The sequence below is a fragment of the Luteibacter sp. P1_D3 genome (genome assembly GCF_056406135.1).
Window position 1 is genome coordinate 1 of the sequence record NZ_JBFUAT010000001.1, and the last position, 19,452, is coordinate 19,452.

Consider the following 19,452-nt stretch of genomic DNA (forward strand, 5'->3'; position numbering starts at 1 on the left):
CCTTCGACGGCCGGAAGATGTCCAAGTCGCTTGGCAACGTACTCCAGTTGCACCAGTTGCTGGACAAGCACCCCGCCGAAGCGCTTCGCCTGATGCTCCTTCGTGGCCATTACCGCCAGCCGCTGGACTGGTCCGATACGGCCATGACCCAGGCCGTGCGCACCCTCGATGGCTGGTACGGCGTACTGCGCGACATGGGCGACGTGGATGCGGGCGCGCCGGTGATCCCGGCGGCCGTCGAGGCCGCGCTTTGCGATGACCTGAATACGCCCCAGGCACTGGCTGAACTATCCCAGCTTGCCGACCATGCACGCCGTGCCACGGGCGAGGAACGCGTGACCGCAAAAGCCGCCCTGCTTGGCGGTGCCGCCCTGCTCGGCTTGCTCGGTGAAGACCCCGAAGGCTGGTTCCGGCAGGGCAACCCCGGCGAAGCCATCGACGCGGCGGCGATCGAGGCCCTGCTCGAGGAACGCCGCGCCGCCCGCGCCGCGAAGGATTTCGCCCGTTCCGATGCCATTCGCGACCAGCTCAAGGACCTGGGCATCGCGATCGAAGACAGCGCACAAGGCACGCGCTGGAGTGTGGTGAAGGCATGAACGAACCCCAGGAAACCACGGCCGCCGAAGCCCAGGCCGCCATCGCTGAAGAATTCGCCTTCTTCAGCGACTGGACCGAGCGTTACCAATACCTGATCGACCTCGGCCGCCAGCTGCCGCCGTTCCCTGACGAACGCAAGACGGAAGAGAACCGCGTGCACGGCTGCCAGTCCATGGTCTGGCTCATCCCATCGGGCGATGCGTCGAAGATGCACTTCGATGCGGCGAGCGACTCGGCGATCGTGTCCGGACTGATCGCCCTCATGCTTCGCGTCTACTCGGGCCGCTCCGCGCGGGAGATCGTCGATACCGAGCCGAGCTTCGTCCAGGAGATCGGCCTGGCCAAGCACCTGTCCCCTACCCGCTCCAACGGACTTGCTGCGATGTTGGCCAAGGCCAAGGCGTACGCGGGGGCCCTTCTTTAGGAGCGGCTTCAGCGGCGAGGGGCGTTTGCCGCGAATTGGCCCGCTGCCGCGGGATCGCCGATGAATCGGCTCCTACAACAGCGTCGATAAAAAAGCCCCGTCATCACTGGCGGGGCTTTTTTTTATGCCGAAAGCGTAGGGACGGTCAGTCGCCCATCTGCTTCTGCAGGTGCTCGCGACGCTCCTGCGCGTCGAGGGTCAACGTGGCGATCGGGCGGGCGTCGAGACGCTCCACGCCGATTTCCTCGTCGGTCTCTTCGCAGAAACCATAGCGGCCTTCCTCGATCCGGCGCAGGGCCTTGTCGATCTTCGAGATCAGCTTGCGGTAACGATCGCGCGTACGCAGTTCGAGCGAGTTTTCGGTCTCGCGCGTGGCGCGCTCGGCCTCGTCACCCACGTCACGGACTTCCTCGCGGAGGTTGTCCATGGTCTGGCGGGATTCCTCGACGAGCTGGTCGCGCCAGTCCTTGAGCTTGTTGCGGAAATAAGCCAGGTGCCGAGGACTCATGTACTCCTCGTCACTGCTGGGCTTGTAGCCCTTGGGCAGGTCAATGACAGTCGAAGCCGGCAGCGCATAGCGGCCGTCTTCGCGCGTGATGCCGTTATCGGCGGTATTGGAAGCTGTGCTGTTCATGCTGGATTGAGCGGACTTCTCGTTTCTGGATGAGGTAGCGCTGCCCACCGCGGACGCCGTCCGCGGTGTCACAGCAGCAACGGCCGATGCCGTACGACCCTTGACGGGTGGCGCGACATCGTGAGCCGGGGCGACGTGCTTCGCCGCCGGCGCGGGTGCGGGGGCGGCGGATTTGGCCGACGCCGTCGTTGTCTTTTTAGCAGCCGCCGCGTTCACGGCAGGCGACGCTTTCGTTGGTGCAACGGGAGCCGCCTTCTTGGCAGGCGCCGTCGCTGCCGGCTTCGCCACGGGCTTTGCAGCCGGCTTCGGAGCCGGTTTGGCGGCCACCTTGGCCGTCGCCTTCACCGGTGCGACTTTCGCCGGAGCGGCCTTGACGGGTGCCTTCTTGGCGGCAACCTTGGCCACCGGTTTTGCGGGAGCACTCTTCGAAGGCGCGGCCTTCACGGGCGCGGCCTTCTTGGTAGCGGGCTTGGCCGAGGTCTTCGTCGCGGCTTTCGCCGCGGCACCGACCACGGTCTTTGCCGGCGCCTTGGTCTTCACCCCGGCCGTAGCCGTCCTGGCCTTACTCACATCACCGGCTCCGCCCTTCTTGGCGGCGCCCTTGGCAGCTGCGGAACTACGAGCGATTTTCGCCATTTCCTTCACCTCGGTGGCCGTGGCGGCGGGGTGTTATAGCCCAGATGCGTTAGCCCAGCAACCTATCTTCTGGGATACTGTCGGCTGGCTGACGCCGGTCGACCCCGGACTGAAAAGTGACCCGCCTCCTTCTATTCCTTCTGTCCCTCTATAAACGATGGCTGAGCCCCCTTCTAGGGGCGCGCTGCCGGTTCCATCCATCCTGTTCCGATTATGCACGGGTTGCCATAGCCCGCTTCGGTCCGGTGCGYGGTTCCGTGCTTGGTGCCTGGCGCCTGTGCCGTTGCCAACCTTTTTGCGAAGGTGGCATGGACCCCGTACCCGATCATTTCGTCCTGCGCCGATGTGGCGCCCAAGGAGCACATATTCATGACTGACGCCTGGCTCATCAAGAACGCCGAACTGGTCAACGAAGGCCGCCGTTTTGTCGCCGACGTACGCTTGCGCGATGGAAAAATCGCGACCATCGCCCAAGGTCTGGAAAAGGAGCGTGACGAAGAGGTGATCGACGCGTCCGGACTCTGGCTGCTGCCCGGGATGATCGACGACCAGGTGCATTTCCGCGAACCGGGCCTCACGCAGAAAGCCGATATCGCCAGCGAGTCCACGGCCTGCGCGGCGGGCGGCATCACCAGCTTCATGGAAATGCCGAACACCAAGCCTCCGGCGCTGGATCGTGATTCGCTCGAAGCGAAGTACACGCGCGCCTCAGAAACGTCTCGGGTCAATTACGCCTTCTACATGGGCGCGAGCAACGACAACCTCGAGGCCATCCGCGCGCTCGACCCTAAGGCGGCGCCTGGCATCAAGGTGTTCATGGGTGCATCGACCGGCAACATGCTGGTCGACAACCCGGAAACGCTCGACCACATTTTCCGTGACGCGCCGACGCCGATCATCACGCATTGCGAAGACACGCCGATGATCGACGTGAACCTTGCAAAAGCCCACGAGACCTACGGCGAGGACATTCCCGCCCGCGAGCATCCGCTCATCCGCTCGCGTGAGGCCTGCATCAAGTCCACCAAGCTCGCGATCTCTCTGGCAAAGAAGCACGGCACCCGCCTGCACGTGCTGCATATCTCCACCGCGGACGAACTGGCTCTGTTCGAGCCGGGCCCGATCGAAGGCAAGAAGATCACCGCGGAGACCTGCGTGCACTTCCTGCACTTCGCGGCACCGGACTACGAGCGACTCGGCTTCCTCATCAAGTGCAACCCGGCGATCAAGGACGAGTCGGACCGCGACGCCATCACCAAGGCGCTGGCCGAAGGTCGCCTGGACGTGCTCGCCACCGACCACGCGCCGCACCTGCTCGAAGAAAAAGCGCAGAAGTACGACAAGGCGCCGTCCGGCCTGCCCCTTGTGCAGTACGCCCTGCAGGCGGCGCTGGAGCGCGTTTTTGAGGGCAAACTGACCCTGGAGCGCGTCGTTGAAGCCGTCTGTCATGCACCGGCCAAGTTGTTCGACGTCGAGAATCGCGGCTTCCTGCGCGAGGGCTACGCGGCCGACCTGGTCCTGGTCGACCCGAAGCGCAAGCACACGGTCGTGCGTGAGGAAGTGCTCTCGAAGTGTGGCTGGTCGCCGTTCGAAGGCGAGACCTTTACCAGCAGCATCGCCTCGACCTTCGTCAACGGCCAGCGCGTATGGGACGGCAAGAAGGTGGACGAGAGCATCCGCGGCCAGCGGCTGACCTTCGACCGATGAGGAAAATCGTAAGCGCGATCGCCGCACTGCTCCTTTCCACTGGCGCCTCAGCCGCCGTCACCGACCTCCCTGCCAGCGTCTCGCAGGGTGGCCTCGTGATCGGCCACGCCTCACCGGGATCACGGGTGACCGTGGCCGGCAAGCCCGTTCACGTCGGTGCCGATGGCCTCTTCGTGTTCGGCGCGGGGCGTGACGAGCAGGGACCGATCGATGTCGTCGTCGGTAACGTGAAACACAGCCTCAGTGTGACGCCCCGTGACTGGCCGATCGAACGCGTCGAGGGCGTGCCACCGAAAACAGTGAACCCGCCGCCCGAGATCGCCGCACGCATCCAGCGCGAACAGGCCGAAGTGGTCGCCGCGCGCGACCGCGACGACACACGCGAGGACTTCGCGCATGGCTTCATCTGGCCGGTCACCGGCCGGATCAGTGGGCGCTTCGGCAACCAGCGGATCTATAACGGCGATCCCAAGGCCCCACATTCGGGCATGGACATCGCGGTGCCGCAGGGCACGCCGGTGAAGGCACCGGCGGATGGCATCATCACCTTCGCCAAGCCCGACCTCTACCTGACCGGCGGTACGGTGTTGCTCGATCACGGCTTCGGTTTGTCATCGAACTTCCTGCACCTGTCACGGATCGACGTGAAGGTGGGCGAGCACGTGCGCCAGGGTGAGGTCATTGGCCTGGCCGGCATGACGGGCCGGGCGACGGGACCGCATGTGCACTGGGGCTTCAACTGGTTCGGGGTGCGACTGGATCCGTTGTTGTTGCCGGGGATCCAGTAACGCAAAGGCCCGCCAATGGCGGGCCTTCTGTTTAAGGTAGGAGCCGATTCATCGGCGATCCCGCGGCAGCGGGCCAGGGTGTCGCGAGCACCCTATCGCCGATGAATCGGCTCCTACCACAGCAAGAGCGGTTAACGGCCAGCGGTTAGCGCCCTTTTACCTTCGAGGCGAAGGCCACGGCGTCGTGCGGATGCAGGCTTTCGTGGTGCGCCACGCGCACATGGAAATCGGCGACGCGCTCGTCGGCATCGAGGGTCTTCTGGATACGGCGGGCCGCGTCCTCGCAGAACATCAGGTTGCTGCCATTGGCGAGGGCGAACGCCTGTTCGTCGGCACGCTTGACCGCGGTCTGCACTGGCGTGCCGAGGGCGGCTTCGACGTTGTCGATCATGTCGATCAGCGGGAAGACGCCTTCACCCAGCGGACGCACTCGGATCGTCGCCGTGCTGCGCTGTGCGTGCGGCGTGGCGATGATGCCCTGCTCCGTACCCAGCCAGGCCAGGATCGTGTCGCGGTCGAGGGCGTTTTCGGCGGAGAACGTCTTTGCGAAGTTGTCCTGGATGAGCTGACGCGAGAGCGCCGCCGAGGCCGGGCATGTGGACGAATAAACGACGTCGGTGGTGATCTCGATATTGAACTTGCCACCGCTCAGGGTCGCGCAGATCGTGATCGGGTACGAACGCCAGCCACTGTTGTCGCTACGCAGGGCGCGGCGGCGGACCAGGTGCTCGAAACCGATGGTGATCTTGGCGTGGTCCGACAGGCCTTCGTGCGAGCTCAGGAAGGAGCCGAGCAGGTCGCGGACACCGTCGATGGTGAGCGGGCCGGCGGAGAGCGCCTCGGACACCAGCAGGTACAGGCGCGACATATGGATGCCGCGGACTTCCGGCTTGTTCAGGTTGACGAAGGCGCCCACGCGGGCACCGGTCGAGCGGACGTCGCCGTCGCCGGCGTCGAACTGCACCGGCATTTCCATGCCATCCATACCGACCCAGTCGAGCGTGCCGATGGCGAGGGCGTGCTCCTGCGACGCAACGTCGGGCAGCAGGCGGGTCGGGGAATCTTGGATATACATCGGGTGATCCTAAGGGGACGTGCCGTTTCCGGCTTACCGTGACCGAAATGGGGGTGGTGAGGATTGGCTCAATGGTCCGCGCGTGGAAACGGTCCGTTCAGCCGAATCGCCCCGCATGCCGAGCCGCCAGCCACGCCCGGATGGCCGTGGCCGGTCCGCTGCGCGACTGCCGTAAGTGCAGTTCACGGAAGGGTTCGGTTGCCTTGGCCGCGGCACGGGCCGTCGACAGTGCCGTGCGGCCTTCCAGGCCACGGAACGTACTGAGGGGTTCGCCCAATGCCAGCGCCTCGTGCAGGCCGGCGGCAAGCTCGGCCAGCTGGGCCTTCAGCGCCTCGCGCCGCGCTGGCGTGTCCTCCTTGAGGTGACCCCGGGAGAGACCGTGACGGGCCAGACGCGACATCGGCAAGGGCAAGCGCTCGCGCTCGGCATCGAGCTCCAGGCGCGACAGCGCGAAGACCAGGTGCGACAACGTGGCGATCCGCGACGCGGCCTCCACGGGAGCATCAGCGCCAAACCACCAGGCGTTCTCGAGGGCCGCGAGCGCGCCATGCATGCCGCGCGATGCGGCGACCTGCGCGTTGAAATCGGCCGGGGTGCCCTGCTCCAGCTGGGCCATCGCGGCGAGCACCGGTGCCAGCCAGCGATCTGCCGGAATGCGACGGGCGCGCTCATCGGCGAACAGTTGCTTGGTCAGGGGGTGCCGGCCACCGCTGGCGGACGCGCCGGACAACTCCTCCGCCCACCACTGAAGTTTGGCCGCGGCGACCTGGGGCTCACGCACGCCATAGGCCGAGGCAATCAATTCCTGCTCGAACGCGGCGAGCGCCACGTGCGCGTCGCGCACGGACTCGTCCACGAAGGGCAAAGCGACGCGTTGCTGCGGCTGCACCGCCAACCACTTGTCGACGAAGCTCTGGGTTGCACCATCGGTCACGCGGGGATCTCCCTCACACCCAGCAGGGTGGCGAGCTCGTCCACGGTGTCGAGCACGAGGTCGGCGTTCCAGGCATCCGGATCGCCGCCATCGAGATAGCCCCAACGCACGGCGACGGTGAACAGTCCCGCCGTGTTACCGGCCTCGATATCGCGACGATCGTCGCCGACGAACACCGAGCGCAGCGGATCGCTGCCGGCGAGCGCACAGGCATGCAGGACGGGTGCGGGATCCGGTTTTTTCACCGGCAAGGTATCGCCCGAGACCACCGCAGCCGGTTTCCAGTGCGGAACGGCCTGCGGCAACAGCCCATCGGTGAGAAAGCCGGGCTTGTTGGTGACGATACCCCAACGCACACCGGCGCTATCAAGGCCCGCCAGCATGGTTTCCACGCCCGAGAACGGCACGGTGTGGCGCGCCATGCTTGCTTCGTAGATGTCCAGGTAGCGTGGGACCAGGGCCAGCAGACGCGCTGGATCGATGTCCGGAAACGCCGCTGTGATGATCGCGCGCGAACCGCGCGAGACCACCGGGCGCACACGCTCGTAAGGCGGCGGCGCGATGCCCTGCTCCGCGCAGAGTTCCAGCAAGGCACCGTGGAGGTCGAGTGCGCTGTCCAGAAGCGTGCCGTCGAGATCGAAAAACACCCCGTCCAGCGTAAACGGTAGGCTCCTCACCCGACCTTCCTCGCACTCAGCACGTAATTCACGGCTGTGTTCGACGACAGGCTCGCGTTCCGCGTCAGTGGGTTGTAGGCCAGACCCTTGATGTCCTCGATCTCGAGATCGAAGCGGCGCAGCATGGCCGCGACTTCCGACGGCTTGAGGAACTGGGCGTAGTGGTGTGTGCCACGCGGCAGCAGGCGCATCAGGTACTCGGCACCGACGATCGCCGCACCGAAGGCGGCTGGTGTGCGGTTGAGCGTGGACAGGAACAGCTGACCGCCCGGCTTGAGCATCGCCGCGAGGTCACCGATGAGGGCGACCGGATCGGGCACGTGCTCGATCATCTCCATGCAGCAGACCGCATCGAACGACGCCGGCTCGGTTTCGGCCAGCTCCGTCGACGACTGCACGCGGTAGTCGACCTGCAGGTTCGATTCGAACAGGTGCAGCTTGGCGATCTCGATGAGCTTGGCGCCCAGATCGATGGCCGTCACCCGGGCGCCGGCGCGCGCGAGCGCTTCGCTGAGGAGGCCGCCACCGCAGCCGACATCCACCACGTTCGCCCCACGCAGGTTCACGCGACCGGAGACATACGCCGCCCGCACCGGATTCAGATCGTGCAGCGGACGGGACTCACCGTCGGGATCCCACCAGCGGGCGGCGAGTTTTTCGAAGCGCGCGATTTCTTCCGCGCTGACATTGGCGTTGGTTTGCATGGTTACGCTTCCTCCTCGGAGGCGATGATCTCGCGCCAGGCCCTCGCCTTGGACAGGATGCGCGCCTTGTCGATGCCGACGAGTTCCCCGTCGGCCAGCTTGCGCTGGCCATCGATCCACACATCGCTGACCTGGTGCCGTCCCGTCGCGTAAACGAGCTGCGAGGCCACATGATAGAGCGGCTGCGTTTCGAGGGCGTCGAGACGCACGGCCGTAAGGTCCGCGCGCTTGCCCGGCTCGATGGAGCCGATGCGGTCGCCGAGGCCGATGGCCTTCGCGCCATTGAGCGTCGCCGCGCGCAGGGCGAAGGCGGCGTCGAAGGCCGCGGCGTCGCCGGCGACGGCCTTGGCCAGCAAGGCCGCCGTGCGCATCTCGCCGAACATGTCCAGATCGTTGTTCGAGGCGCAGCCGTCGGTACCGATGCAGACGTTGACGCCCGCCGCGCGCAGCTTCTCCGCGGGGCAGAAACCGGAGGCCAGCTTGAGGTTGGACTCCGGGCAGTGCGCCACCGACACGCCGGCCGCGGCGCAGGCCGCGATCTCGTCGTCGTTGAGCTGGGTCATGTGCACGGCGAGCAGGCGATCGGTCACGATGCCGAGCTTCTGCAGGCGCTCGAACGGACGCATGCCGTCCTTGTCCTTGCCCTGCTGCACTTCCAGCGCGGTCTCGTGCGTATGCAGGTGGATCGGAATATCGAGCTCGTTGGCCAGATCGCGGATGCGTACGAAGTTCTCGTCGGACACGGTGTACGGCGCATGCGGCACGAAAGCGGTGGTGAGCAGCGGCTCGGCCTTGAGCGCCTCATGCACTTCGAGCGCACGGCTGAAGTACTCGTCCGAGGTTTTGGCCCAGGGCGTCGGGAAATCGATCACCGGCAGGCCGATCACCGCACGAAAACCCATCTGCTTGTAGGTCGCCGCGATCACGTCGGGGAAGAAGTAGTTTTCGTTGGCGCAGGTAGTACCGCCGCGGATCATCTCGGCCACGGCGAGTTCCACGCCGTCGCGGATGAAGTCGGGCCCCATCACGCGCGCCTCGGCCGGCCAGATGTGTTCCTGCAGCCAGGTCATCAGCGGCAGGTCGTCGGCGAGACCGCGCAGCAGGGTCATCGGGTTGTGCGTGTGGGCGTTGATCAGACCGGGGATCAGCGCATGCTCGGCGAGGACGACGCGTTCCTTCGGCACGTAAGCGGCGCGCGCCTCGTCGACAGGCAGGATCGCCAGGATCTCGCCGTCGTGCACGGCCACCGCGTGATCGTCGAGAACGACGGCGTGAGGCTCGATGGGCACGACCCAGCGGGCTTCGATGAGGAGGTCGATCGGGGTCGGGCTGGAAGTCATGGATGCCTCAGGGATGCTTTAAAAAAAACGGCACGGCGCCCTGGGGCAGCCGTGCCGATCGATCCACCAGACGCTGCGCCTTACTTGACGCGGCTGTCGTACTCGCCGGTGCGCGTATCGACCTTGATGACTTCGTCCTGGTTGACGAACAGCGGCACGCGAACCACGGCGCCGGTTTCCAGGGTGGCCGGCTTGCCGCCGCCGCCCGAGGTATCGCCACGCACGCCCGGATCGGTCTCGGTGATCTTGAGTTCGACGAACTTCGGCGCCTGCACGGCGATGATGTTGCCGTTGAACAGGGTGACGACGCACTCCTCCTCGCCCTTCAGCCACTTCCAGGCATCGCCCATGGCGGCGAGGCTGGCGCGGTGCTGCTCGAAGGTCTCGCTCTGCATGAAGATCCATTCGCGATCGTTGCCGGTGCCCTCGACGTACGAGAAGTGGGCATCGGTGTCGACGGCATCGGCTTCCTCGTACGAATCGCTCGACTTGAGCGTCTGCTCGGTCGTGCGGCCATCCTTGAGGTTGCGGATACGGATACGGGTGAACGCCTGGCCCTTGCCCGGCTTGACGAAGTCCGCTTCGGTGATGATCCAGGGATCGCCGTTGTGGATGATCTTCTTGCCCGTTTTGACGTCGTTGAGGCCAAGCATGCCCATCTGTATCTGCTCCAGAGTTATATCCGCCCCGCTGGGCGGCTAAAATAGGGTCTGTCACGGGCTGCAGAGCCCGATCCAAGGTCCGCAATGATAACCGCAAGCCCTACTTCCCGCCTATCGTCGCCCGTCACGGGCTGGCGCGAGCTATGGCGGGACGCCATCACGGATGCCGGCGAACTGCTGGAGGCCGTGGGCCTGGCCCACCGGACCGACCTCCTGCCGCCCGACGACGCGGGCTTTCCGCTGCGCGTGCCGCGAGGCTTTGCGGCCCGCATGCGGCATGGCGACCCGGCCGACCCCTTGCTCCTGCAGGTGCTGCCGCGCCGGACCGAGCATGCCGTCGTCGAGGGTTTCACGGTGGACGCCGTCGGCGACATGGCCTCGCGCGCCGGCCACGGCGTGCTTCACAAGTACGACGGCCGGGCCTTGCTGATCGCCAGCGGGAGTTGCGCGGTGAACTGCCGCTACTGTTTCCGCCGGCACTTCCCCTACGGCGAGGAGATCGCCGCGGCCGCCCAGTGGCGCGAGGCACTGGCACATGTGAAGGCCGATCCGAGCATCCGCGAACTGATCCTGTCGGGCGGCGATCCCCTCTCCCTGGCCACGCACAAGCTCGAGGAGCTCACCCGCGGACTGGCCGACATGCCGCACGTGATCCGGCTGCGCATCCACACCCGCCTGCCGGTGGTCCTGCCCGAGCGGATCGACGAGGCCTTCACCGAGTGGCTGGCCGCCCTGCCCCTGCAGAAGGTGGTGGTCCTGCACGCCAACCATGCCAACGAGTTCGACGCCTCCGTGGACGCCGCCTGTGCCCGCCTCCGGGCCGCCGGGGCGACCCTGCTCAACCAGTCGGTCCTGCTCAAGGAAGTGAACGACGACGCCGATACCCTCGTTGCACTGTGCGAACGCTCATTCGCCGCCGGCGTGCTGCCCTACTACCTGCACCAGTTGGACAAAGTGGCGGGAGCGGCGCATTTCGAGGTATCCGACGAGCACGCGCTGGGGCTCATGGAAGTGCTTCGCGGCAGGCTTCCTGGCTACCTCGTCCCAAAACTGGTGCGTGAATTACAGGGCGACCCATCCAAACGCCCCGTTGCCGAATTCGCGCGCTAGTATGGGCATCATCCGACCAGCATGACCTGGCCGGACCGCGTGAGGGGGGAGCGAACCGGAGTCCGGTTCGCGCGGGTAAAAGCGGCTTTCGGAACGGCATGAAACACGACAACGTCATCAGGATTCTCTTCATCGAAGACTCGGTGGAAGACGCCGAGCTTTTGATCAACGTATTGCGCAACGGCGGCATCGCCGTGCGCCCCGCCCGCGCGACCAGCCTGGCGGAAATCCAGGCCGCCCTGGACGAACTCGTTCCTGACCTCGTGTTGATGAACCCCGGCGTGCCGGGCATCGACGCCGCGTCGGTGACCCGCCAGCTGGATTCGAGCGGACGCGACCTCGCGCTGATCGCCGTGGTCAACAGCCTCAGCGACGACAGCGTGGCGGACCTCTTCGCCGGCGGATCACGCGGCGTGGCACTGCGCAAGCGCTCCGACCAGGTCCTGGCCGTGGTCCAGCGCGAGTTCGAAGCGCTCTCCACGCGACGCCAGGTGCGTCGCCTGGAAACCTCGCTGCGCGAAACCGAGCGTCGCTGCGATTCCCTGCTCGATTCCTCGCGCGACGCCATCGCCTACGTCCATGAAGGCATGCACGTTCGCGTGAACCAGGCCTACCTCGAAGCCTTCGGCTTTGCCGAGTTCGATGACATTCTGGGTCTGCCGATCCTCGACCTGATCGCCGGCACCCACGCCGACGACTTCAAGGGCGTGCTGCGCGGCCTGTCCAAGGGCGAGAAGACGCCACCGCCGCTGGAACTGCTGGCGCGCCGCGATGACGGCGGCACCTTCAAGGCCTTGGTCGACTTCGCCCATGCCACGTTCGAGGGTGAGGCCTGTCTGCAGATCGTGTTCCGCCAGCAGATGGTCGATGCGGCGCTGGTAGCCCAGCTCCAGCGCGATTCGGTCACCGGCCTGTTCAACCGTGCGCGCACGCTCGAGCACATCGACGAGGCCGTGGCCGCCGCAGCCGCCGGCCGGGACGGTCAGGCGATGCTCCTGCTCGAGCCGGACAACTGGAAGGAAATGGTCGCCAGCGCCGGCATCGGCAACGCGGACAAGTTGCTCGCCGCCATCGCTGCGAAGATCAATGAATCCATCGACGAGGAAGATGTCGCCGGTGTGCTGGGCGACCACACACTCGGCCTTATCCTGGCGCCGCGTGGCGACCTCGAGCATGCCGCACTGACCGAACGCCTTCGCACCAGCATCGCCGAGCACATCATCGACGCCGGCACGCGCTCGCTGAACGTCACGATCACCATCGGCGGCACCCTGATCGCCGAGAAGAACGCCAGCACCGAGGCCGTCCTCGAGCAGGCCAGTGCTGCCCTGCGCAACGCCCAGAACCAGGGCGGCAACCGCGTCGAGCTGCACGATCCTAGCGCCCGGGAGAAAGCGGACGCCGAGCGCGAGCAGTACTGGCTCGATCTCGTCCGCCATGCACTGTCGACCGATGGCCTGCGCCTGTATCACCAGCAGATCATCAGCCTGCAGGACGCCGCCGGCGAGTTCTACGAGATCCTCGTGCGCATGCGCGGCCCGAAGGGCGACGTGCTGCCCTCGTACTTCTTCCCCGTGGCCGAGCGTAACGGCCTGCTCCCCGCCATCGATCGCTGGGTGCTGGGCCATGCCATCGACGCCCTGGCCCACCGCGAGAACGACGGGCTCACCACGACCTACTTCGTGAAGATGACCCTGCAGTCGCTCGAAGATCCGGACCTGCTGCCCTGGCTGTGCCGTCGCCTCGAAACCGCCAAGCTGCGTCGCAGCACCCTGGTCATCGAGATGCCGGAGTCCAAGGTGCTGACCAGCCTGCGTCCCACGCAGGAGTTCGTCGCCGGCTGGCGCAAGGCGGGTGGCGGATTCGCCATCGAGCAGTTCGGCTCGGGCCTCAACTCGTTCCAGATGCTCAACCACGTCGAAGCGGACTTCCTGAAGATCGACCGCAGCTTCATGACCGACCTGCCGCAGCATCCGGAAAACCAGWAGAAGATTGCCGAGATCTGCAAGGAAGGCCATGCCTCGGGCAAGCAGACCGTCGCCGAGTGGGTCGAGGATGCCGTGAGCACCTCGCTGCTGTTCGCCTGCGGTGTGGACTTCGTCCAGGGCAACTTCCTGCAGGAGCCGGCGAAAGTGCTGGCTGAGGAATACATGCCCGTGTAAGGACAGGCAGGAGCCGATTCATCGGTAACAAAAAAGCCCGCGATCGCTCGCGGGCTTTTTCTTGCGCTGTGCTACCCGAATTACTGGGCGGCGGCAGCGGCGGCCTTCTTCGCGACCTTGGCGGCAGCGGCGGCGGCGACGTCTTCCTTGATGCGGGCAGCCTTACCTTCCAGACCACGGAGGTAGTACAGCTTGGCGCCGCGGACCTTACCCTTGCGCTTCACTTCGACCGAGTCGATAGCGTGGCTGTGGGACTGGAACACGCGCTCGACACCGGTGCCGTGCGAGATCTTGCGCACGGTGAAGGCGGAGTGCAGGCCGCGGCTGCGCTTGGCAATGACGATGCCTTCGAAAGCCTGGACGCGCTCGCGAGCGCCTTCCTTAACCTTGACGTTGACGACCACGGTGTCGCCAGGACCGAAATCCGGCAGCTGGCGGATGATCTGCTCGGCTTCGAACTGTTGGAGAAGTTTGTTCATGGCACACCTGTCATCAATTTTCGTTACGGCGGTCGGAATCGGCCGCACCGTTTAGCCGTGCATATTCACGGCGGAATTCATCCAGCAATACCCTCGATTCCTCATCGAGCGCACGCTGCGTTAGCAAATCCGGCCGGCGTAGCCAGGTACGACCTAGCGACTGTTTGCGACGCCACCGGCGAATAGCCGAGTGATCGCCGGAAAGCAGCACCTCCGGCACGCCGCCCCAGGCATCGTGATGCTCGGGACGGGTGTAATGCGGGCAATCCAGCAGGCCATCCGAGAAGGAGTCCTGTTGGGCGGACTGCGCGTCGTTCAACGCACCGTCCTGAAGACGACCCACTGCATCGATAATCACCGCTGCAGCAAGCTCCCCGCCAGACAGCACATAATCGCCGATTGAGAGCTCCTCGTCGACCTCGTGCTGCAGCAGGCGTTCGTCCACGCCCTCGTAACGTCCACAGATCAGGGCAATTCGCGGCATATTCGCCAGCGCCTCGACCCTACCCTGTGTCAGCCGCGCACCTTGCGGGCTGAGGTAAATCACGTGCACCGGTTCCGGTGCGGCTTCACGAATCGCCGCGAGCGAGGCTCGCAACGGGTCGATCAGCATCACCATGCCCGGCCCACCGCCAAAGGGGCGGCCGTCCACGGTGCGATGCTTGTCGGGAGCGAAGTCACGAGGGTTCCAGGTTTCCACCTGTAACAACTCGCGGTGCTGCGCCCTTCCGACCACCCCGACCGCGGCCGACTGGCGGACGAAATCGGGAAACAACGAGACCACATCGATACGCATGATTGGGAATCGTTGCTCTAAAACTCGGGGTCCCAGTCCACCACGATGCGCTGGCCATCGAAATCGATGGAGTGCACGTAGGGGCCCTGGACGAACGGGATAAGTCGCTCCCTTTCACCGTCCTTCACCACCATGACGTCATTGGCGCCGGTGGCGAAGAGATGGTTCACCCGTCCCAGGACGACTTGCTCCGTGGTGACGACCTCGAGACCCTCGAGATCGGTCCAGTAGAACTCGCCCGGCGCGGGTGGCGGCAGCACGTCACGCGAAACGGTAATTTCGCAGCCGATCAGTGCCGTCGCCTGGTCGCGATCCTCGATGCCCGGAAGGGTGGCCACGAGGCCCTTCCCTTGCGCGCGTCCGCGGATCCCGCCGATCTCCTTTTCCACGCCCGGCGCGGTCAGCAGCCAGGGCTGGTATTGGAAGATCTGAATACGGGGCTCGGTCCAGCTCTCGAGCTTGACCTGACCCTGCACGCCGTAGAGCCCGACAATGCGTCCAAGCCGGACGCGCTTACCGAGCCCTGTCGACATCAAGCAGCCAGCTTGCCGGCTTCCTTCACGAGGGCACGGACCTTATCGGTCAGCTGTGCACCCTTCGCGATCCAGGCCTGGACCTTGGCAACGTCGAGCTCGAGACGCTTATCAGCGCCCGAAGCGACCGGGTTGTAGTAGCCCACGCGCTCGATGTTACGACCGTCGCGCTTGTTGCGCTGGTCGGTCACGACGACGTGATAAAACGGACGGCCCTTGGCGCCACCGCGCGAAAGACGAATCTTAACCATATTACGAGCTCCAGAATTGCCGGGTGCCGGCAGACGCGCGCTAGATGCGGGCGTGGTAAACCCGGCATTTTAGCGAAAGTTGTAGAAAATGGAAGGGGTTCAGCGCATCGGCGGCATACCGCCGCCCATTCCGCCCATACCGCCCATGCCTTTCATCGCGCCACGCATCTGGCGCATGAGGCCCTTGCTGCCACCCTTGGACAGCTTGGACATCATTTTTTCCATCTGCATGAACTGCTTGAGCAGGCGATTGACGTCGGCCGGCTGGGTGCCGGAGCCGCGAGCCACACGGGCCTTGCGCGAACCGTTAAGGAGATCCGGGTGACGGCGCTCCTTCTTGGTCATCGACCCGATGATCGCGACCATGCGCTTCAGTTCGTTGTCGTTGACCTTGGATTTGACGTTGTCAGGCAGGTTGCCCATGCCCGGCAGCTTGTCCATGAGACCGGCCAGGCCGCCCATGTTCGACATCTGCTCGAGCTGATCTCGCATGTCGTTGAGATCAAACCGTTTGCCCTTCATGACCTTTTCGGCCAGCTTCTGGGCTTTTTCCTGGTCGACCTTGCGCTCGACTTCCTCGACCAGCGACAGGACATCGCCCATGCCGAGGATGCGCTGGGCCAGGCGATCCGGGTGGAACGGCTCGAGGGCGTCGGTCTTCTCGCCGGCACCCATGAACTTGATGGGACGTCCGGTGATGTAGCGCACCGACAGCGCGGCACCGCCACGGGCGTCACCGTCCGTCTTGGTCAGGACCACGCCGGTAAGCGGAATCGCGTCCGAGAAGGCCTTGGCCGTGGTGGCCGCGTCCTGGCCGGTCATGGAGTCGACCACGAACAGCGTTTCGATGGGATTGAGAGCGGCGTGCAACGCCTTGATCTCGTCCATCATGGCTTCGTCGATGTGCAGGCGGCCGGCCGTGTCGACCAGCAGCACGTCCATCACTTCGCGGCGGGCGGCGGCGATGGCGGCCTTTGCGATGTCGACCGGGTTCTGGCCGGCTTCCGACGGGAAGAACGCGACATCGACCTGCTCAGCCAGCGTACGCAGCTGCTCGATCGCCGCCGGACGGTAAACGTCGCAGCTGACGACCATGACGCGCTTCTTCTTGCGCTCCTTGAGGAAGCGGGCGAGCTTGGCGACCGTGGTCGTCTTGCCCGCGCCCTGCAGGCCCGCCATCAGCACGATGGCCGGTGGCGTGGCCGCGAGGTTCAGCTCGGTGTTGGCGACGCCCATGACGGTAGTCAGTTCGTCACTGACGACCTTGACCAGCGCCTGGCCCGGCGAAAGGCTCTTGAGGACTTCCTGGCCGACGGCGCGGACCTTCACACGCTCGATCAGCGCCTTCACCACCGGCAAGGCCACGTCGGCCTCGAGCAGGGCGATGCGGACTTCGCGCAGGGTCTCGCGGATGTTTTCTTCGGTCAGCCGGCCGCGACCACGCAGGCGGTTGACGGTATCGGAGAGGCGTTGGCTGAGCGATTCGAACATGGCGAGTCGATGAATGCTGTAAACGACGGATTATAGCCGGACTTGGCCCTTGCCCGTACGACGGGTAATGCCAACGTGTCGCATTCACGCTTCCCGGCGGCTATGCCACACTCCGCGTCCATGATCGTCGCCATCCTCGCGCTCGCCGCCATCGCCCTCTACCTGTCCGCTGCAGGCGTCCTTGCACGGCCGCTGATGACGGGCGGTCAGCCGTTGGCGCGCGTCGGCATGACGATGGCGACACTGGCCGCGCTGGCCCACGCCGGACTGCTCCTGAGCGCCCATCGCGGCACGCTGGACCTGCATTTCTTCGCCGCCCTGTCCCTGGTGGCCTGGATCGCCTCCGCCCTGACCCTGGTGGTGAATCTGTCCCGCCCGGTGGCCGGGCTGGGCATCCTGATTTTTCCGCTGTCGGCGATCTTCCTTGCCATGGACGCGTTCATTGCGCCGCGAACTGCGCCGGAAGCCATGACCTGGCAGATCGAACTGCATGTGACGATCGCCGTACTCGCTTTTGGCATCCTCTCGATCGCCGCGGCGCTGGCGATCCTGCTGGCCATCCAGGAACGCGCCTTGCGGCGGAGCAAGTTCGGCCACTGGCTGCGCGCCCTGCCCCCGCTCACCCTCACCGAGGTGCTGCTGTTCCGACTGATCGCGGTGGGCTTCGTCCTGCTCACCCTGACCCTGGTGACCGGCACGCTGTTCGTCGGCAACCTGTTCAGCCAACACCTCGTGCACAAGACGGTGCTGTCGATCGTGGCCTGGATCGTCTTCGGCGTGCTGCTCTGGGGCCGCTGGCGTTATGGCTGGCGCGGCACGCGCGCGGTGAACCTCACCCTGATCGGCATGGGCGTGTTGTTGCTGGCGTTTTTCGGGACGAAGCTGGTGCTGGAGCTGATCCTGCACCGCACCGGCTGACGCCAGGCCCGCTCTGGGCAGGAGCCGATTCATCGGCGATCCCGCGGCAGCGGGCCAGGATGAGGCAAGCACCCATTCGCCGATGAATCGGCTCCTACATTTTCCTACTCGCGGCAGGCGTCGATGGCTTGCGATAGGCGTTCCACACCGATCACCTCCATATCGCCCACGCGCCCTTTCTTCGGCGCATTCGCTGCAGGCACGACGGCACGACGGAAGCCATGCGTGGCCGCCTCCTTGAGACGCTCCTCGCCGTTGGGCACCGGACGAATCTCGCCCGACAGACCTACTTCGCCAAAGGCGATGGATTTTTCCGGCAACGGGCGATCACGCAGGCTCGAGAGCACGGCCATCAGCACCGGTACGTCGGATGCTGTTTCCTGTACGCGAATGCCGCCGACGACGTTGACGAAGACGTCCTGGTCGTAGGCGGCAATGCCACCATGCCGGTGCAGCACGGCGAGCAGCATGGCGAGACGATTCTGCTCCAGACCGATCACGACGCGACGAGGATTGCCCAGCGAGGACTGGTCGACGAGCGCCTGCACTTCCACCAGCAGGGGACGCGTACCCTCACGCGTCACCATGACGGCACTGCCAGGCGTGGGGCCCGCGTGCGAGGAGAGGAAAATCGCCGAAGGGTTCGGAACTTCACGCAGGCCTTTCTCGGACATGGCGAAGACGCCGAGCTCGYTCACCGCGCCAAAGCGGTTCTTGAAGGCGCGCAGCACACGGAAGCGGCTGCCGGATTCCCCCTCGAAATAGAGCACGGCGTCGACCATGTGCTCGAGGACGCGCGGGCCCGCAATGCCGCCATCCTTGGTCACGTGGCCGACCAGGAAGACGGACGTGCCGGTTTCCTTGGCGAAGCGGGTCAGCTTCGCCGCCGACTCGCGCACCTGGCTGACCGAACCCGGCGCCGCGGTGAGCATTTCCGTCCAGATCGTCTGGATGGAGTCGATCACCAGGACACGCGGTCGCGCGGCCATCGCCTGCTCGAGGATGCGTTCTATGCAGGTTTCCGCCAGCGCGTGCAGGGGCGCCAACGGCAGGTCGAGGCGTTGGGCGCGGGCCGCCACCTGGGAAAGGGATTCCTCGCCGGTGACGTACAGGCTGGGAAGCACCGCGCCCAGCGTACCGAGCATCTGCAGTAGCAAGGTGGATTTGCCGATGCCGGGGTCGCCACCGATCAGGACGACCGAACCCTCGACGAGGCCGCCACCGAGCACGCGATCGAGCTCACCGATGCCCGTGTGCGTGCGTGCCTCCGCAGTCAGCAGGACGTCGGTGAGTGCCGTGATCCTGGGTGCACCGGCGGCTGCGCCGGCGTAGCCGCCGCGCTGCGCGCCGATCGACACGACCGCGGCGGGCTTGGCCGACTCGACGACGAAGGCGGACAGGACATTCCACACGCCGCATTCGGCGCATTGGCCCTGCCATTTGCTGTGCTCGGCACCGCATTCGGTACAAACGTAGGCGGTCTTGGCCTTGGCCATCGTGTCGTGGTCTTCCGGAAAGGGAGGGAGCTATATAA

The 19,452-nt window shown here is 65.4% G+C and carries 21 protein-coding genes; 8 read left to right on the forward strand and 13 right to left on the reverse strand.

Going from position 1 to position 19,452, the window contains the following annotated elements; translation table 11 throughout:
• The coding region (locus AC1DYM_RS00005; protein ID WP_477334768.1) for a CysS/YqeB C-terminal domain-containing protein at nt 1-596 on the forward strand (596 nt) is incomplete at its 5' end.
• The gene (locus tag AC1DYM_RS00010; RefSeq protein WP_477334770.1) at nt 593-1,021 is read left to right on the forward strand and encodes a SufE family protein; all 429 of its coding nucleotides are present in this window, start codon (nt 593-595) and stop codon (nt 1,019-1,021) included. The genes AC1DYM_RS00005 and AC1DYM_RS00010, both read left to right, overlap by 4 nt.
• A 145-nt stretch (nt 1,022-1,166) precedes the next feature.
• Here the strand turns inward: AC1DYM_RS00010 and dksA are convergent, their stop codons facing one another.
• A complete protein-coding gene (gene dksA / locus AC1DYM_RS00015) occupies nt 1,167-2,291 on the reverse strand; it encodes an RNA polymerase-binding protein DksA (RefSeq protein WP_477334772.1) in 1,125 nt (374 codons plus the stop codon).
• Between the two features lie 116 nt (nt 2,292-2,407).
• On the opposite strand from dksA, the gene yidD reads away from it, so the two are divergent.
• The 3 genes from yidD to AC1DYM_RS00030 are packed head-to-tail and all read left to right on the forward strand — an operon-like array spanning nt 2,408 to nt 4,786.
• Nucleotides 2,408-2,668 (forward strand): membrane protein insertion efficiency factor YidD, encoded by a 261-nt coding sequence (yidD, locus tag AC1DYM_RS00020; RefSeq protein WP_071924815.1) that lies wholly within the window; start codon nt 2,408-2,410, stop codon nt 2,666-2,668.
• Nucleotides 2,661-3,998: a dihydroorotase gene (locus tag AC1DYM_RS00025; protein WP_477334774.1), complete on the forward strand. Its 1,338-nt coding sequence runs from the start codon at nt 2,661-2,663 to the stop codon at nt 3,996-3,998. The genes yidD and AC1DYM_RS00025 overlap by 8 nt, the downstream gene beginning before the upstream one ends.
• Entirely contained in the window at nt 3,995-4,786 is a 792-nt protein-coding gene (locus tag AC1DYM_RS00030; protein ID WP_477334776.1) for a M23 family metallopeptidase, read from the forward strand. The genes AC1DYM_RS00025 and AC1DYM_RS00030 overlap by 4 nt, the downstream gene beginning before the upstream one ends.
• Nucleotides 4,787-4,931: 145 nt before the next feature.
• Here the strand turns inward: AC1DYM_RS00030 and folE2 are convergent, their stop codons facing one another.
• The 6 genes from folE2 to efp form a co-directional block, all read right to left on the reverse strand.
• The gene (folE2, locus tag AC1DYM_RS00035; protein WP_477334778.1) at nt 4,932-5,861 is read right to left on the reverse strand and encodes a GTP cyclohydrolase FolE2; all 930 of its coding nucleotides are present in this window, start codon (nt 5,859-5,861) and stop codon (nt 4,932-4,934) included.
• Between the two features lie 97 nt (nt 5,862-5,958).
• Nucleotides 5,959-6,795, reverse strand: a complete 837-nt coding sequence (locus AC1DYM_RS00040) for a squalene/phytoene synthase family protein (protein WP_477334780.1) — start codon at nt 6,793-6,795, stop codon at nt 5,959-5,961.
• The gene (locus AC1DYM_RS00045) at nt 6,792-7,472 is read right to left on the reverse strand and encodes an HAD family hydrolase (RefSeq protein ID WP_477334782.1); all 681 of its coding nucleotides are present in this window, start codon (nt 7,470-7,472) and stop codon (nt 6,792-6,794) included. The genes AC1DYM_RS00040 and AC1DYM_RS00045 overlap by 4 nt, the downstream gene beginning before the upstream one ends.
• Nucleotides 7,469-8,176, reverse strand: coding sequence for a bifunctional 2-polyprenyl-6-hydroxyphenol methylase/3-demethylubiquinol 3-O-methyltransferase UbiG (gene ubiG / locus AC1DYM_RS00050; RefSeq protein ID WP_046978937.1), 708 nt, complete (start codon nt 8,174-8,176; stop codon nt 7,469-7,471). Before ubiG ends, AC1DYM_RS00045 begins: the two co-directional genes overlap by 4 nt.
• Before the next feature lie 2 nt (nt 8,177-8,178).
• Complete coding sequence (locus AC1DYM_RS00055; protein ID WP_477334784.1) at nt 8,179-9,516, reverse strand: TRZ/ATZ family hydrolase; 1,338 nt, start codon at nt 9,514-9,516, stop codon at nt 8,179-8,181.
• Nucleotides 9,517-9,596: 80 nt separating this feature from the next.
• Nucleotides 9,597-10,175, reverse strand: coding sequence for an elongation factor P (gene efp, locus AC1DYM_RS00060; RefSeq protein ID WP_046981449.1), 579 nt, complete (start codon nt 10,173-10,175; stop codon nt 9,597-9,599).
• 87 nt (nt 10,176-10,262) lie between these two features.
• Here efp and epmB point away from each other — a divergent pair, with 87 nt between their 5' ends.
• A complete protein-coding gene (gene epmB, locus AC1DYM_RS00065) occupies nt 10,263-11,288 on the forward strand; it encodes an EF-P beta-lysylation protein EpmB (RefSeq protein WP_477334786.1) in 1,026 nt (341 codons plus the stop codon).
• A gap of 98 nt (nt 11,289-11,386) precedes the next feature.
• Entirely contained in the window at nt 11,387-13,450 is a 2,064-nt protein-coding gene (locus AC1DYM_RS00070) for an EAL domain-containing response regulator (RefSeq protein ID WP_477334788.1), read from the forward strand.
• Nucleotides 13,451-13,530: 80 nt separating this feature from the next.
• Here AC1DYM_RS00070 and rplS read toward each other — a convergent pair whose 3' ends face one another.
• The 5 genes from rplS to ffh form a co-directional block, all read right to left on the reverse strand.
• Nucleotides 13,531-13,929: a 50S ribosomal protein L19 gene (gene rplS, locus AC1DYM_RS00075; protein WP_046981446.1), complete on the reverse strand. Its 399-nt coding sequence runs from the start codon at nt 13,927-13,929 to the stop codon at nt 13,531-13,533.
• Between the two features lie 13 nt (nt 13,930-13,942).
• A complete protein-coding gene (gene trmD, locus AC1DYM_RS00080) occupies nt 13,943-14,725 on the reverse strand; it encodes a tRNA (guanosine(37)-N1)-methyltransferase TrmD (RefSeq protein ID WP_046981445.1) in 783 nt (260 codons plus the stop codon).
• A gap of 17 nt (nt 14,726-14,742) precedes the next feature.
• Nucleotides 14,743-15,258: a ribosome maturation factor RimM gene (rimM, locus tag AC1DYM_RS00085; RefSeq protein ID WP_477334791.1), complete on the reverse strand. Its 516-nt coding sequence runs from the start codon at nt 15,256-15,258 to the stop codon at nt 14,743-14,745.
• Nucleotides 15,258-15,509 (reverse strand): 30S ribosomal protein S16, encoded by a 252-nt coding sequence (rpsP, locus tag AC1DYM_RS00090; protein WP_046981443.1) that lies wholly within the window; start codon nt 15,507-15,509, stop codon nt 15,258-15,260. Before rpsP ends, rimM begins: the two co-directional genes overlap by 1 nt.
• A 99-nt stretch (nt 15,510-15,608) precedes the next feature.
• Nucleotides 15,609-17,000, reverse strand: coding sequence for a signal recognition particle protein (ffh, locus tag AC1DYM_RS00095; RefSeq protein ID WP_477334793.1), 1,392 nt, complete (start codon nt 16,998-17,000; stop codon nt 15,609-15,611).
• A 120-nt stretch (nt 17,001-17,120) separates the two neighbouring features.
• On the opposite strand from ffh, the gene AC1DYM_RS00100 reads away from it, so the two are divergent.
• Nucleotides 17,121-17,918, forward strand: a complete 798-nt coding sequence (locus AC1DYM_RS00100; RefSeq protein ID WP_477335450.1) for a cytochrome C assembly family protein — start codon at nt 17,121-17,123, stop codon at nt 17,916-17,918.
• A 104-nt stretch (nt 17,919-18,022) separates the two neighbouring features.
• Here AC1DYM_RS00100 and radA read toward each other — a convergent pair whose 3' ends face one another.
• Complete coding sequence (gene radA / locus AC1DYM_RS00105; protein WP_477334795.1) at nt 18,023-19,414, reverse strand: DNA repair protein RadA; 1,392 nt, start codon at nt 19,412-19,414, stop codon at nt 18,023-18,025.
• Between the last annotated feature and the right edge of the window lie 38 nt (nt 19,415-19,452).